The sequence below is a fragment of the Shewanella sp. SP1S1-7 genome, assembly GCF_031932105.1.
Lineage (GTDB): Bacteria > Pseudomonadota > Gammaproteobacteria > Enterobacterales > Shewanellaceae > Shewanella > Shewanella baltica.
Genome location: NZ_JAUOEU010000010.1, coordinates 127,328 through 141,564 on the forward strand (window position 1 = coordinate 127,328; position 14,237 = coordinate 141,564).

14 protein-coding genes are annotated in these 14,237 nt (G+C 45.8%); 9 read left to right on the forward strand and 5 right to left on the reverse strand.

Going from position 1 to position 14,237, the window contains the following annotated elements; all coding sequences use genetic code 11:
• Positions 1–104: 104 nt before the first annotated feature.
• The 6 genes from Q4Q49_RS10515 (at position 105) to mgtE (ending at position 5,163) form a co-directional block, all read left to right on the forward strand.
• Positions 105–1,583, forward strand: coding sequence for an RNA polymerase factor sigma-54 (locus Q4Q49_RS10515; protein WP_006083069.1), 1,479 nt, complete (start codon positions 105–107; stop codon positions 1,581–1,583).
• Between the two features lie 28 nt (positions 1,584–1,611).
• Positions 1,612–1,899, forward strand: a complete 288-nt coding sequence (gene hpf, locus Q4Q49_RS10520; RefSeq protein ID WP_006083070.1) for a ribosome hibernation promoting factor — start codon at positions 1,612–1,614, stop codon at positions 1,897–1,899.
• A 2-nt stretch (positions 1,900–1,901) separates the two neighbouring features.
• Complete coding sequence (gene ptsN / locus Q4Q49_RS10525) at positions 1,902–2,345, forward strand: PTS IIA-like nitrogen regulatory protein PtsN (protein ID WP_006083071.1); 444 nt, start codon at positions 1,902–1,904, stop codon at positions 2,343–2,345.
• A complete protein-coding gene (gene rapZ, locus Q4Q49_RS10530) occupies positions 2,342–3,196 on the forward strand; it encodes an RNase adapter RapZ (protein ID WP_006083072.1) in 855 nt (284 codons plus the stop codon). Before ptsN ends, rapZ begins: the two co-directional genes overlap by 4 nt.
• Positions 3,183–3,458: an HPr family phosphocarrier protein gene (locus Q4Q49_RS10535; RefSeq protein WP_006083073.1), complete on the forward strand. Its 276-nt coding sequence runs from the start codon at positions 3,183–3,185 to the stop codon at positions 3,456–3,458. Before rapZ ends, Q4Q49_RS10535 begins: the two co-directional genes overlap by 14 nt.
• A 340-nt stretch (positions 3,459–3,798) precedes the next feature.
• Complete coding sequence (mgtE, locus tag Q4Q49_RS10540; RefSeq protein WP_105251389.1) at positions 3,799–5,163, forward strand: magnesium transporter; 1,365 nt, start codon at positions 3,799–3,801, stop codon at positions 5,161–5,163.
• A 79-nt stretch (positions 5,164–5,242) separates the two neighbouring features.
• Here mgtE and Q4Q49_RS10545 read toward each other — a convergent pair whose 3' ends face one another.
• Positions 5,243–6,079, reverse strand: a complete 837-nt coding sequence (locus tag Q4Q49_RS10545) for a molybdate ABC transporter substrate-binding protein (protein ID WP_311999305.1) — start codon at positions 6,077–6,079, stop codon at positions 5,243–5,245.
• Positions 6,080–6,344: 265 nt separating this feature from the next.
• Positions 6,345–7,034, reverse strand: coding sequence for an OmpA family protein (locus Q4Q49_RS10550; RefSeq protein ID WP_173497922.1), 690 nt, complete (start codon positions 7,032–7,034; stop codon positions 6,345–6,347).
• A gap of 672 nt (positions 7,035–7,706) precedes the next feature.
• Here Q4Q49_RS10550 and Q4Q49_RS10555 point away from each other — a divergent pair.
• On the forward strand, positions 7,707–7,940 hold the full coding sequence (locus tag Q4Q49_RS10555; RefSeq protein WP_106649408.1) for a transposase: 234 nt from the start codon (positions 7,707–7,709) through the stop codon (positions 7,938–7,940).
• Between the two features lie 721 nt (positions 7,941–8,661).
• Here the strand turns inward: Q4Q49_RS10555 and Q4Q49_RS10560 are convergent.
• Together Q4Q49_RS10560 and Q4Q49_RS10565 are read right to left on the reverse strand one after the other, a co-directional pair.
• Positions 8,662–9,522 (reverse strand): PA4780 family RIO1-like protein kinase, encoded by an 861-nt coding sequence (locus Q4Q49_RS10560; protein WP_106649407.1) that lies wholly within the window; start codon positions 9,520–9,522, stop codon positions 8,662–8,664.
• A gap of 335 nt (positions 9,523–9,857) precedes the next feature.
• On the reverse strand, positions 9,858–10,151 hold the full coding sequence (locus Q4Q49_RS10565; RefSeq protein ID WP_311999306.1) for a hypothetical protein: 294 nt from the start codon (positions 10,149–10,151) through the stop codon (positions 9,858–9,860).
• Between the two features lie 201 nt (positions 10,152–10,352).
• Between Q4Q49_RS10565 and Q4Q49_RS10570 the strand changes: the two genes are divergently transcribed.
• Positions 10,353–10,901: a DUF2799 domain-containing protein gene (locus Q4Q49_RS10570; RefSeq protein ID WP_113939984.1), complete on the forward strand. Its 549-nt coding sequence runs from the start codon at positions 10,353–10,355 to the stop codon at positions 10,899–10,901.
• A 55-nt stretch (positions 10,902–10,956) separates the two neighbouring features.
• Here Q4Q49_RS10570 and Q4Q49_RS10575 read toward each other — a convergent pair whose 3' ends face one another.
• The gene (locus Q4Q49_RS10575) at positions 10,957–11,715 is read right to left on the reverse strand and encodes a phosphatase PAP2 family protein (protein WP_311999309.1); all 759 of its coding nucleotides are present in this window, start codon (positions 11,713–11,715) and stop codon (positions 10,957–10,959) included.
• A 224-nt stretch (positions 11,716–11,939) separates the two neighbouring features.
• On the opposite strand from Q4Q49_RS10575, the gene Q4Q49_RS10580 reads away from it, so the two are divergent.
• Positions 11,940–13,880, forward strand: a complete 1,941-nt coding sequence (locus Q4Q49_RS10580; RefSeq protein WP_311999307.1) for an EAL domain-containing protein — start codon at positions 11,940–11,942, stop codon at positions 13,878–13,880.
• Positions 13,881–14,237: the final 357 nt, after the last annotated feature.

The following is a 14,237-nucleotide window of genomic DNA, read 5'->3' on the forward strand; positions in this document are numbered from 1 at the left end:
ATCAAGCGGAGCCAATGCAGGCAATTTATGCCACCATTGGACTCCACTCAAGATGATAACAAGCGACCTCATCCAACAATAATAACGTAGGGATCAGCGGTAACATGAAAGCGTCACTCCAGCTCAAACTGGGTCAACAGTTAACCATGACGCCACAATTACAACAGGCCATCCGTCTGTTGCAACTGTCGTCATTAGAACTGCAGCAAGAGATCCAGCAAGCCTTAGATTCTAATCCCCTTCTCGAGCTGGAAGAGGATCAATTCGACGCCACTAAAGACCCTGTAAACCAAACGCTATCCGATACGGATTTCAGTGAATCTAGCACCCTACCGCCAGAAAAAGACAGCTCCACCATAGACACGGCAGAGTCCTTAACCAAAGAATCCATGCCCGACGAACTCCCCATGGACACCACCTGGGATGAAGTGTTCACCGCCTCTCCCAATTCTGGCCCCGGCGGCAGTCGTGAAGACGATATGCCCTTCCAAGGTGAGACCAGTGAAGGCTTGTATGAACACTTAGAATGGCAAAAAAACCTCACACCGTTTTCTGAAACCGATTTAGCCATTGCCACCGCCATTATTGATGCCATCGACGATCAAGGCTATCTCACCCAAAGCACTGACGAAATCCTCGAAGCCATGGGCAATTCTGAGGTTGAGCTCGACGAAGTCGAAGCCGTACTAAAGCGCATTCAACATTTTGATCCCATTGGTGTTGCCGCCCGCGATTTAAGCGAGTGCCTGTTGATCCAACTGTCGCATTTCGCCGCTGACACGCCCAACCTAGAAAACGCCCGCATGCTGATCAAAGATCATTTAGATCTGATCGCAGCCCGCGATTTTAGATTGTTGATGCGTAAGACTAAATTAAAAGAGGATGAGTTAAGAGACGGCATAGCGCTTATCCAAACCCTCAATCCTCGCCCAGGTTTATTGATTACGCCCAACGATGACGAATACGTCATCCCAGATGTGTCAGTGTCGAAGAAAAATGGCCGCTGGGTGGTTGAGCTGAATCCTGACTGCATGCCAAAAATCAATGTAAACCAACATTATGCCTCGATGGCGCGCAGCACTAAAAGCCAAGCCGATAGCCAATTTATTCGTGGTCATCTGCAAGAGGCTAAATGGTTTATCAAGAGTTTAGAGAGCCGTAATGATACCCTGTTGAAGGTGGCGAACTGTATCGTCCAATATCAGCAAGGTTTCTTTGAATACGGTGAAGAAGCCATGAAACCTATGGTGCTGAACGATATTGCCGAAGCGGTAGAAATGCATGAGTCGACCATCTCAAGGGTGACGACACAGAAATACATGCATACCCCTAAGGGACTTTTTGAACTAAAATACTTCTTCTCTAGCCACGTCGGAACTGACGATGGTGGGGAGTGCTCATCCACAGCAATCAGAGCCTTCATTAAGAAACTGGTTGCAGCGGAAAACCAGAAAAAACCATTAAGCGACAGTAAGATGGCACAGCTTCTGGCAGAACAAGGGATCAACGTAGCCCGCAGAACCATTGCGAAGTACCGAGAGGCTATGCTCATTCCGCCTTCTAATCAGCGTAAAAGTTTATAACCTACAGTGGATATCGGAGGACGTTTCTATGCAAATAAACCTGAGTGGACACCATGTCGAAATTACCGAATCGTTACGCGCATATGTAGAAGAAAAGTTTTCAAAACTTGAACGCCATTTCGAACAGATCAATAATGTGCACGTTGTGCTCAATGTCGAGAAAATGCAACAGATTGCCGAAGCGAGAATAAATCTTATCGGTGGTGAAGTTTTTGCTACTTCAGAGCATGCTGACATGTATGCCGCTATAGACGCCCTGATTGACAAGCTTGATCGTCAGGTTATTAAACACAAAGAGAAGTTAACAAAACACTAATAATGGAACTTTGTACCATACTGCGGCCGGAGTGCACTACCTGCGCCACTCCGGGCAGCAAGAAAAAGGTACTGGAACTCATCAGCGACTTAGTCGCTGCCCAGTACCCGACCCTCTCATCTCAAGAGATATTCGAAAGCCTAGTGGCGCGCGAAAAGATGGGGAGCACAGGTATAGGTAACGGCATCGCCATTCCACATGGTCGACTAGCCGATATAGATCAGCCCATTGCCATACTCATTAAGTGTGAAGAGCCGATAGCATTCGATGCTATCGATAAGCAACCTGTTGATATTTTATTTGCACTACTGGTGCCTGCAGACCAATGTCAGCAGCACTTAAGTACCTTGTCTTGCATGGCCGAAAAGCTGAGCGACAAGCAAATATTAAAGCAATTACGCAAGACGCATGATGAAACGGAACTCTATCAGGTAATCACTGGATGAAACTGGTCATAGTGTCGGGCCGCTCAGGCTCAGGCAAATCTGTCGCCCTAAGGGTACTCGAAGATCTCGGCTATTATTGTGTCGATAACCTTCCCTTGCCCTTAATCGGCACTTTGCTTGAGCAACTCAAAGGCAGTAACGATCTCGTCGCCATCAGTGTCGACGTGCGTAACATGCCTGAGCAGGACAAGGTCTTAGTGAAGCAACTGGCGAGCCTGCCTCCTGATACTGAGTTAACCAGCTTCTTCCTCAATTCCAGCGATAAAATTCTGCTCAAGCGTTACAGCGAGACCCGCCGTTTGCACCCTTTGTCGAAGAGCCAAGTCTCTTTGCAAGAAGCGATAAAACTGGAAGGGAAGCTGCTCGAGCCTATGTCAAAACTGGTCGATCATTACATAGATACGTCGAACCTGAATATCTATGATTTAAGCGACCAAGTCAGACAAATTCTGCTCGGCAGCGTCGATAAAGAGTTAGTGATCAACTTCGAGTCCTTTGGCTTTAAGCACGGTATGCCAACCGAAGCCGACTTTATGTTCGATGTGCGCTTCCTGCCTAACCCACACTGGGAACTGGCGCTGCGTCCATTGACAGGCTTAGATGAGCCCGTGGCTGAGTTCTTAAATCGTCAACCACTCGTGAATAAGTTCATCTGGCAAATCGAAAATTTACTGGAAACTTGGCTGCCACATCTCGAGCGCAACAATCGCAGTTATTTAACTGTGGCGATTGGCTGCACGGGTGGGCAACACAGATCGGTTTACGTCGCAGAGCAATTGGCTAAACGCTTTAGTAACGGTAAACATAAAGTTTATGCCCGCCATCGAGAGCTGAATAATGCCAAAGCTTGAACGTCAGATCACCATCTGTAACAAACTGGGATTACATGCCCGTGCCGCCACTAAGTTGGTGGTACTGGCATCCGAGTTTGATGCGACCATCACCTTAATACAAGGCGATAAACAGGCATCCGCCGCCAGCGTGCTCGGCTTATTGATGCTTGAGACTGGCATGGGTAAAACCATTAAACTTATCGCCGAAGGCCCAGATGCTGAGCCCGCACTCGATGCCATTTGTGCCTTAATCGACGCTAAGTTTGACGAAGCCTGTTAGTTTCATTTCATACTCAGTGTTCCACACAGGCACTCAGATTAGTACACATCACACTTAGCACTGCGTATTTGTGCAGTTCACATCTCGTTTCAAAAGCTTGGCGACACATTTGTCGCTCGACGACACGAACCATAGGCGATTACACTAGCGAGCATTACCGCTGACTCACCTTAGTCTTAGCCGCCTTAATCTATGCGTAAAACGCATGACCTATGCCAGAGCGCTCTATCTGTGACTGAAGCATAGTTATCGCGAAGTCACCGCTAAGTCTCAGCCCTGCGCCAAGCAGCGCACTCTCGAACTAATTTGCCGCACAGTGGCGGACAACTATGGAGGACAAATGCCCGTAGATAATTCAGAAAACGATCACACCGGACATAGTCTAGACCAGTTAAACCAAGCGCTTAGCAGTGGCATGTTTGTGCACGTGCGTAACATGCTGCAAAAAATGGCCGCCTCCGATATCGCGCTGATCTTAGAATCCTCACCGCCAAGTGCCAGACAAGTATTGTGGCAGCTCATCGATCAGGAACAAATAGGCGACATACTCGATGAGTTGAGTGAAGAACTCAAAGACCCGCTGATCCGCAGCATGAGCCCTGAGCGAGTCGCGAAAGCGACAGCAAGCATGGACACCGACGATCTCGCCTATATTCTGCGTAGCCTACCCGACGCCGTTTACAAACAGGTGTTGCAGTCGATGACGGAGCAAAATCGCTTGAGGGTAGAACAAGCCCTATCTTATCCAGATGAGACCGCCGGCAGCTTGATGAACACAGATACAGTCACCTTAAGACCCGATGTGAATATCGATGTGGTGCTGCGCTATCTTCGGCAAAGGGGCAACCTACCCGACACCACAGATACCTTATATGTGGTCGACAAACAGGACAAAGTCCTTGGCGGTGTTAGGCTGGCAGATCTGCTGACTTGCGCGCCAAGCACCACAATTCGCAATATCATGGATCCCAATATTCAAAGTATTCCTGTGAGCATGTCCGACAGCGAAGTCGCGCAGAAATTCGAACGCAATGACTGGGTATCGGCACCTGTCGTCGACAGTGATGGTAAGCTGCTCGGGCGTATCACAATCGATGACGTAGTCGATGTTATCCGCGAAGATGCTGAACATTCCATGATGGGTATGGCGGGGATGGACGGAGATGAAGATACCTTTGGTCCTGTACTAAAAAGTACCCTACGTCGCTCGCTCTGGCTCACGATTAACTTATTCGCCGCCCTGCTCGCCTCGTCGGTCAGCAATATGTTTGAAGGCACTATTGAGCAATTTGCCACTATCGCCATCCTAATGACGATTGTCCCTAGCATGGGCGGTGTTGCCGGTAATCAGACCTTAGCGCTCGTGATCCGCGGTATTGCTTTAGGCCATATCGGCCAAAGCAACGCTCGCTGGCTTATCGGTAAAGAGCTATCGATTGGTTTTCTCAATGGTTTGATGTGGTCGATTTTAGTCTTTGTCGCCGTGTGGCTATGGAAGGATGATATGGCACTGGCGGGATTAATTGGTAGCGCCATGCTGATCAACATGACAGTAGCTGGGCTTGCTGGTGCGAGTATTCCATTGATTTTAAAAAGACTTAAAATCGATCCTGCCCTCGCTGGCGGTATGGTGTTAACCACAGTCACTGACGTGGTTGGCCTGTTCGCCTTCCTCGGATTAGCGACGCTCTACCTGATGAACTAACGCTTTAACAGTTTGAGCTAATAACAAAAACGGCACCTCAAAGGTGCCGTTTTTTATCCCGCAGGAAAACTAAAAAAGGCTATTTTACCGGAGGTTGAAAACCATAACTGCTCAGAATCGCTTGACCTTTTGTCGATAGAATAAACTCAGCTAACGGCTTAGCGGCAGTATTAGCGCCTTGTAAAACCAGTAAACCATAGTCGGCACCCACGGCAAGTTCCTGCGGTAAATCGATGATTTGTAAACTCGGCACTTCTTTTTTAGCCAGCACAGCATTAGTGCAATAGGTTAAAAAGATATCCGCTTGCTTGTTTTCCATCACCCAGCCATAGGGGTTGCGATCTTTAGGCGGTTTAACGCTCTCAGGGCCGCCCGTCAGTTGTAATGCCTTGGTCTCTAACGCGGCTTTCGCATTGGGTTTTACCGCTTCGGCCTTAGCAAAAACGGCCCAGGCATAATCACCCGCGGGATCGGCTTTCGGGGTTGAGGTGCCGACTTTAATCTTAGGATCTAACAAGGTATCGAGTAACGTCGAACTCGTCACCTGAACTGTGTCTTGAGCAACAGCGCAGAGTTGATTACGGGCAAACATTTGCACCGCTTCGCCCTGACCCGAATCCACTAATGCCTGTGGATGTTTCATATTCGCCGAGGCAAAGATATCGACTTTCTCGCCCTCTTGAATACGTTTTAACAATAAACCTGAGGGCGCATATTGCGCTACAACACTCATTTGCGACTGTGCTTGATAAGCAGCAATAATATCACTCATCGCAGCCTTTAAACTGCCTGCGGCGCGCAGTTCTATCGGCGCGACTCCTGTGGTCACTTCGGCTTTCATCGGCACTCCTTGTACAGCAGTCACCATGATGACAGGACTTAAACTCAAGGCTACTAACACATTTTTGCTTATCATAGTCATATTCTCCTTTAGGCACTAAAAGTCATTCTTGTGACTTATTCCCATACAGAACGTGAGATCGATAAAGGGATCAAGCTGAAGTCATCCCAAGGTCATTAGCAGTGATATGTTTGTGGTGCAGGTCACTCAAGGTGCGCTTCATAAAGGACAAATTGTCTAATTGAAGCACGGCAAGCTAATCACTCAATTAGCCCACCACTGAAAACAAAAAAGTCGCCCCAGGCGACTTTTTCAGCGAGAACTTTGCGCTTAGACCAGACTATTTACCTGTTGGTATTAGTACGATCTCAACGCGGCGGTTTTGTGCTCGGCCATTTGCATTGGCATTTGATGCAATAGGACTCGCTTCACCCATACCTTTTGATTTTACACGGGCAGAGGCAACACCTTTATTCATCAAGTAATTACCCACTTCGCTAGCCCGGACCTGTGACAGACGTAAATTGTAAGAGTCTGAACCACTGCTGTCGGTATAACCTAATATATTGAGCTGCGTTTTGCTGTATTCCTTGGCCACAACCGCCACTGAATTCAGCACGCGTTTAGCACCGTCACTTAACTCGGTTTGATCTACGCCGAAGGTCACTTCATTAGGCATATTCAAAATGATGTTATCGCCGTTACGGGTCACACTTACGCCCGTTGAGGCTAATTGTTGGCGTAATTTGGTCTCTTGCACATCCATGTAATAACCAATACCACCACCGACTGCAGCGCCCGATGCAGCACCAATTAAGGCACCTTTACCGCGGTCGCTCTTGCTCGAAGATACCACCCCAATTGCGGCACCCGCGACGGCACCAATCAACGCGCCACTGGTCGCTTTAGCGGTTTGTTCTTCGTTTGAATAGGGATTGATTGTTGTACAACCCGATGCAACTAGCGCGGTCGTCAATACCACTATGGCTAACAGGGATGGTTTAGATTGCACTGCCTGAAAACACTTCATCATTTATAACCTCTTTATATGATTGATGACTGTGAATACCGCTCAAAAGGGCAAGAAATATCACGTCCATTAGGTAATACGAATGACCTAGGGATTGCCACAAAGCAGGCAGTATATAAGCAATTGCGCTGGAGACAATCCTTTATCCATCTTCAATTATGCTAATCCAGATTTTAGTCAGCAAAGATACAGATTTCGGGTTTCAATCATGGCTTGTACCAGCCAATTTAATATCAAGTCTATGGCACCGAAATAGTGCACCTTGCACCTTTATTGGCAGCACTAAAAAATAACGCCGTTTTAATCGAAGGCGCAATTCAATGATTTAAAAGGTTAAAATAAAAATTAGAATATTGGCACGAATTTTACATACTACTAAGTGAGTAGACAGTCAGACGCGGTAAACATCGCCGAAAACTAGAGTCGACTTCAACAGGATTAATCCAAATTAAATGGACCTATCGAGACAGAAAATGGGCTCGAGTATTTAGGGTCATGAAGGAGGAAGTATGAAAAAGGTCATGAACTTTATCGCACTATGTCGCCACGAATGGATTTGTCTGCGCCATCTAGGTCTGAGCCAGTGGGATTTAGAACAGCGTCACTATCATCAATAAAAGGCAACGCAAACGGTCATATTTTGGTTCGAAGGCAGTAAAAGAGGGAACGCTCATGGGAATCGCAGAAAATAGTCTCAAGCTACATGTTATCACCGAGGTTAAAGTACAAGGTCGCTTACTGTCGGATGTTGCACGCCAATACGGTTTATCTGCCAAGGCAGTCTACCAATGGGTGCGAGAAAGCGATCTGCAACCCCAGCAAAGAGAATGCGCATTAATGAGTGAGATTGCCCAGCTACAGAAAAAAATTAAACAGCTCAATCAAGAGCTACGCACGATAGGTTAGCCTGTACAACAAGCTAAACGTGCCCGAATAGACAAGGCCGGACGAGATTGCATATCGCCCTGCTGATAACGCTAACGATGTAAAAGATGTGCTAACAACAATAATAACAGCGCCCTTTTTAGTCCGGCCTTGTCGTCCAAATTGATGAACCCAGCGAAGATTGGGAAAGAGTATTAAAACCAACAAACAAAACGAACAGAGACAATGCAAAAGTTTCGGCAAGACTGGGGAGGGAGTTATCTCCCCCAAGATCAAATATGTGAATTGTGCTCCCCCAAGTCATGAACATATTTCTCTCTCTGGCCTTGTCATTTTATTCACAGGATCAATGATGATCCAGCACTGCAATAAGTGTAGTGCGCCAAGGAAGGCCGTGATTGGTATTACATAGATTGACTGAAGAGTGACCAAGGTTTCGGCAAGGATTGAGGGAGTTATCTTCCCCAAAGATTAAATATGTGAATTGTGCTCCCCCAAGTCATGAACATATTTCTCTCTCAGCTCTTGTCCTTTTATTACACTGTTCGATGATTGCTAGCTTGTTTGTAGCAACAAGGATGGCCCCAGCTTCCATAGGGGATTAAGCCAAGGATTGGCTAACGCAAAAAATTAAATAACAATAATAAAATCAACAATAAAAATAATAATTCACTTAATTTTTAGCATAAAAAAGACGCTACTTTGAGCGTCTTTTTTATGGGTGAAAAACAACGACTGACGATTAATAGTCTTCTTCGTTTGCCTCTTGGATCCGCTGCTTACGCTCTTGTGCCTCTTCAAAGGCTGCTTGGATTTCTTCCAAGACCGCACTAACATCGGCTTCGACCAGCACTTCGGTAAACTCACCCGTTAATGGCGTTTCAGGCTTCAATTCACCGGCTTCAAACAAGGCCCAAATTTCTTTGGCGTATTGTGTTTTTAACAGCTCAGGAGCATACAAACCATAGTATTGAGTCATGTTATTCACATCACGCGCTAACATCCATTTGGCATGGTTATTCGCAGCGGCATCAACGGCTTGAGGTAAGTCGATAATCACTGGCCCTTCACTGTCAACTAACACGTTAAACTCAGACAAGTCACCGTGCACTAACCCCGCACAGAGCATACGTTTGACATAGGTCATCACCAACGCATGATCCTTCAAGGCTTTTTCGGCCGACATACTGACATCGTTTAATCTCGGCGCCACATGTCCATCAGCATCCGTCACTAACTCCATCAGCAACACGCCATCAAAACAGCCATAGGGCGTTGGCACGCGCACACCCGCATTCGCTAAACGGTAAAGTGCTTCAACTTCAGCATTTTGCCAAGCTTCTTCCTGCTGATCGCGGCCAAATTTAGACCCTTTTTCCATCGCGCGCGCACGACGACTGTTACGGACTTTTCGGCCTTCTTGATATAACACAGCTTGCTTAAAACTGCGCTTGTCCGCTTCTTTATAGACTTTGGCACAGCGGATATCATCACCACTGCGTACAACGTACACAGTCGCTTCTTTACCGCTCATTAACTGGCTAATGACCTCATCGACCAGTCCTTCATCAACCAGGGGTTGGATTCGTTTCGGAGTTTTCATAGCGCCCTTATACCTTACTTAGGCATGATATGGAATACTGCGGGCAAATCTTCATACAAAAGCGGTCTCCAGCGGAAGTTTGATGAATATAGTTTAGGATTATTAAACGAATTTTAAGTAAAAACTAATGCACTTGCGTGTTAAACACAATACCAGATTTACTCAGCGCGTTGGCAAAGAAAGAGACTGAAAATACCGCTTTAACTAAAAGAATATTCTTTTATGCTCACCCCAATAAAACCAGACTCAAAACGATAAGCCATATTCCACGGCAAATATGCCAATCCAAGCCAGTTGAAATAATACCCATAGCTAAATTGGTGCAGGAACTTAACTCAAACAAACAAGGCAATCACACTGCCCACGGTCGCCACCGCTTTCAATATTTGGCCTGCACTGTAATAAGTGTCGTTTGAACTCTTAACGTCATCTACATCATCCGCACTAGGCTCAGGTATTTTACTCCTTGCATTGCCATCAAAACTGACCTCAGCTTTAGGAGCCGCCAGCCCTAATGCACCATAGGTAAAGGATTTAAGTCCGCTTGGCTCGGCGGTATCAAGGGATTGATGAGACGACTTAACTGCCGGTAATGAAGCAGAATACGCAGATGAAATGAGTGAAATCATAGCGAGCACCAAAGCAGACATTTAAAGAGTTAACCACAAACTAACACAATATCAGCTGGTTATCATGCATTCATCCGCTAAACTGTGATGGATTCTGCCCAACAAAACGCATCTATGACCGTATAAATGGCGGTATATATAGCTAGATCTCCCCCATAAGAGCCTTTATCCTAAACGCCACAACATATAGAGAACTTATCCATGCACTATCCCAGCATTTTCCTCGCACTTTCAGTCTTATCCCTGACTCAATGCAGCAGCTTATCTATTGAAGAATGCGCCAATAGTGATTGGTTTGCCCTTGGGCTTGCCGATGGCAACCGTGGGACAAGTTCTGGGCAATTAAATCAATATCAAAAAGATTGTCGTGAATTTAATCTCAGTGTCGATACCGCGCAGTGGAAACAAGGATACCAGCAAGGGTTAGCCAGTTACTGCGTGCCAGAAAATGGCTACCGCGTAGGCTTAGCGGGAGAAAGTTATTATGGGGTTTGCAGTAATAACCAGTTTGTTGAGCGCTATAACCAAGGCCATCAACAATACCTGACCAACAAACGTTTAACTGAGATTGCCGATCGCTTAAATACCATAGAGAGGGAAATAAGCAGTCTTGATGGCAAGATCAATAATCTCACCGACAAGGCTGACTTATTGAAACAGAAAAACAGCCTACTCAACGAAAAAAACCAACTGTTAGATGAAAGATCTCGCCTACGCAGACCTGATATGCGCTTCGAATTTAGATTTTAAGCCATAAAAAAACACTGAACCCAATAAGGACTCAGGGCGTTAGCTTCGCAGCTCGTTATTTTTGCGGTATTCCACTACTTGCAACCTTGAACATTTGACCCAAAGCGACCAATTTAGACTTTCTAAACGCAGGCGAGCGCAGAAAAAACACATAGTAGAGTAGGCTAGCGGACGTCCATGCTATGGCTAAACTCCATAAATCATGACTCAAGAAGTGGGCGCCGCGTAACTCTTGGCCAATGCCAAATACTAGGCCTAAACTCAAACCAAAGATTAATCCAAACTTAGCTAAATGCGGGCGATACTCACGCAGCACGTAATACAAGGCAACCCAAGCAAACCCGCCGCTGGCATGGCCACCCGGGAAACATTGACCAAACTCAGCACTTTTAGGTAAACGAGAAAACAAGGATGAATGTATCATATGGCCGCCAAACTCAATCACATCCCACGGGCAGGTCATGTGAGTAATGCTTTTGCCAATTCGGACCAGCAACACACTCGCCAATACGCTACAAAATAGATAAATCAAACCTTTGCGATACGGTTTTATCCTGTCACTTCGAAAACTAAAGGCAATGCCGACTACGACACTCACCGCCAGCAAGATGACAAAATTACGCCCAGTGACATGCAATAAATCTTCGGTCAACCAATATCCTCTCAATGGCCAAGAGTCGATACCCCCTTGCCAATGAAATAACAAAGTCGCGACTTTCATATCAGCGTGAGTCCATTCAAGCCCCACTATGATCACTGCAAACACTAAAAGCGGCGTAATTAAATGCCCCTTAGCAAAATCCATAAATGTCATCATAACTTTATCTTTCAGATAGTTATTCACTAATAAATCCAAAAATCAGAACATTTAGTGTTAGAGTACCGTTGAATTCTTACCTAACACTTAAGAGATCTAACAGCGCAGCATTTAAGAGAGAACCGAGATTTTACAGTAACGAAATTTATCGAAAAGACTCACATCATGAGTAAAAAGACTATAGTTTATGAATAATATCGCGCCTCTAGGACTGAGCATTCATGCCATACAACCTCGCCATTAACCAGTCTCAAAAAAATCGTTTATTTGCCGACATTGCTATCGACACAGACAAAATCGTTGTTCCCCAAGAAATGGTTGATAACTGGCAACAAACCTTAGATTTGCTCTCTGAATTAGTCGACACTCCCGCCGCTTTGATCATGCGTGTCCATCAAACCGATATTGAGGTCTTTACCTCGAGCCGCACCCAAGGTAATCCCTATAAAAAACATGATAAAGACAGTTTAGGCCACGGACTTTACTGCGAAACAGTGATCAAAGAAGGCAAGGAACTCCACATTCCGAATGCCCTAAAAGATAAAGACTGGGATAAAAATCCTGATATTAAACTCGGCATGATTGCCTACTGTGGCTTACCTTTACGCTGGCCCGATAACAGCGCCTTTGGCACTATCTGCATGCTCGATAGCAAAGAGCATAATTACAGCCAATCGTTTCGCAGCTTACTCGCTCGGTTTCAAAATGGTATCGAAGCCAACCTAGTCACTCTCTATCAACAGGCAAAACTGCAACTGCATAACCAAGAGTTAGAGCAAAAAGTGCAACAACGTACCCATGAACTCGCCGAACTCAGTAGCAAACTCATCAAAGAAATCGAAAATCGGACCTCCACCGAAACCTCACTGGAATACCATAAAAGCTATGATCCACTGACGGGATTACCGAATCGCATCAATTTGATTAATAGCCTTTCAACTATGCTTGAAGAAGTGAATCGCAAGGAAAAGATTTCAGTACTCTATCTGGGGCTGCGCAATTTCAAATCCATTAACGACAGTTATGGCTATCTGATTGGTGATAAAATTCTCACCATCCTCAGCCACCGTTTACAACACTATGCCGATGAAAATACCTTCATCGCCCGTATTGCCGGCGCCGAGTTTGTGATTATTCAAGCCCATAAACCTTCGAATAACGAAACCAATAAACTCATCAATAAAGTACTTAACTGCTGTAATACCCCCTTTGGCGTGGCAGATTTTGTGATCACGATTCCCTCGAGCATAGGTATCGCTCAAGCGCCCATCGATGGCATAGATGCCGCCATTTTGCTGCAAAAAGCAGGGGCTGCGATGACGATCAGCAAAGCCGATGGCTCAACTCACAGCTTCTTTAATCAAGACACTCAAGCAGCGGTGAATCTACGCTATCAACTGGAATCTCACTTGGTCGATGCATTGAACAAGAACGAATTAAGTCTGCATTACCAACCCTTTATTAACTTAAAGACTCAAAAGGTGATAGGCGCCGAAGCCCTGCTGCGCTGGCACAATCCGATCCTTGGCAATGTAGCCCCAGACAGATTTATCGCCTTAGCAGAACGTAATGGCCAGATTATTGATATCGGTAATTTTGTATTGCATACCGCGCTGGCTCAGGCGGCAAAATGGTGTCGCGAGCTAGACCAGGAGTTTAAAATCGCCATCAATATCTCCCCTTTGCAAATGCGCAATCCCCGCTTTAGCGAACACATAGCCGACTTACTCACCCTCTATCAATTGCCACCGACCGCCTTAGAACTTGAAATTACCGAAGGCATGCTGATGCAGGATGAACACATTGCCCACAATGCTATCCAAAAACTACAAGAACTCGGTATCCGCATCTCCTTAGATGACTTTGGTACAGGCTATTCATCCTTAAGTTACCTACAAAAATACTCTTTCGATACCTTAAAAATCGATCGCTGCTTTATCAGTAAACTAGAAGAAAACGAACAAGATAGGGAACTCACTAAAGCGATTATAGCCATAGGCAAGAAACTGAACTTAGCCGTGATCGCCGAAGGCGTGGAAACCCTAGAACAAGACGCCTTTATTCGCCACGAGGAATGCGACTTAGGCCAAGGCTACTTCTACGGTAAACCCATCACCGCAACAGAGTTTGAGCAGGAGTTTATCCATAAAAAAGAGCATTAAGTTCATCCTTAATGCTCTTTTTATCTTACGAATAAAAATCGACTTCACAATGCTGCGTGAATAGTCATTTCCACAGACTGTTATAACTCACATTTGGACACATATGTGTTGGAGACTAGTTTTTTGCGACCAGTAATTTTAGTCGTTAGCAGTTTAGCGTTTGCTGATATCCACTCATATAGGTTTGCCATGGTATTTGCTCGTCGACTCGCAGCCAGTCCGTCCTTGGATGCTCGACCACCCCGTCCATGGGGCGGACGGTCGTCTCGCTAATCACCATGCCTCACCTTTTTGGCATTAGCGTAACCTGTAGGTTTAAAAGCCTTACGCAGCAAGCTTTTGGACAAAAGCGTGCTA

Excerpts from the sequence above, each read along its gene's own strand:
- Q4Q49_RS10515 (WP_006083069.1), top strand. The coding sequence starts at position 105 with ATGAAAGCGTCACTCCAGCTCAAACTGGGTCAACAGTTAACCATGACG.
- hpf (WP_006083070.1), top strand. The coding sequence starts at position 1,612 with ATGCAAATAAACCTGAGTGGACACCATGTCGAAATTACCGAATCGTTA.
- ptsN (WP_006083071.1), top strand. The coding sequence starts at position 1,902 with ATGGAACTTTGTACCATACTGCGGCCGGAGTGCACTACCTGCGCCACT.
- rapZ (WP_006083072.1), top strand. The coding sequence starts at position 2,342 with ATGAAACTGGTCATAGTGTCGGGCCGCTCAGGCTCAGGCAAATCTGTC.
- Q4Q49_RS10535 (WP_006083073.1), top strand. The coding sequence starts at position 3,183 with ATGCCAAAGCTTGAACGTCAGATCACCATCTGTAACAAACTGGGATTA.
- mgtE (WP_105251389.1), top strand. The coding sequence starts at position 3,799 with ATGCCCGTAGATAATTCAGAAAACGATCACACCGGACATAGTCTAGAC.
- Q4Q49_RS10545 (WP_311999305.1), bottom strand. The coding sequence starts at position 6,079 with ATGATAAGCAAAAATGTGTTAGTAGCCTTGAGTTTAAGTCCTGTCATC.
- Q4Q49_RS10550 (WP_173497922.1), bottom strand. The coding sequence starts at position 7,034 with ATGAAGTGTTTTCAGGCAGTGCAATCTAAACCATCCCTGTTAGCCATA.
- Q4Q49_RS10555 (WP_106649408.1), top strand. The coding sequence starts at position 7,707 with ATGGGAATCGCAGAAAATAGTCTCAAGCTACATGTTATCACCGAGGTT.
- Q4Q49_RS10560 (WP_106649407.1), bottom strand. The coding sequence starts at position 9,522 with ATGAAAACTCCGAAACGAATCCAACCCCTGGTTGATGAAGGACTGGTC.
- Q4Q49_RS10565 (WP_311999306.1), bottom strand. The coding sequence starts at position 10,151 with ATGATTTCACTCATTTCATCTGCGTATTCTGCTTCATTACCGGCAGTT.
- Q4Q49_RS10570 (WP_113939984.1), top strand. The coding sequence starts at position 10,353 with ATGCACTATCCCAGCATTTTCCTCGCACTTTCAGTCTTATCCCTGACT.
- Q4Q49_RS10575 (WP_311999309.1), bottom strand. The coding sequence starts at position 11,715 with ATGACATTTATGGATTTTGCTAAGGGGCATTTAATTACGCCGCTTTTA.
- Q4Q49_RS10580 (WP_311999307.1), top strand. The coding sequence starts at position 11,940 with ATGCCATACAACCTCGCCATTAACCAGTCTCAAAAAAATCGTTTATTT.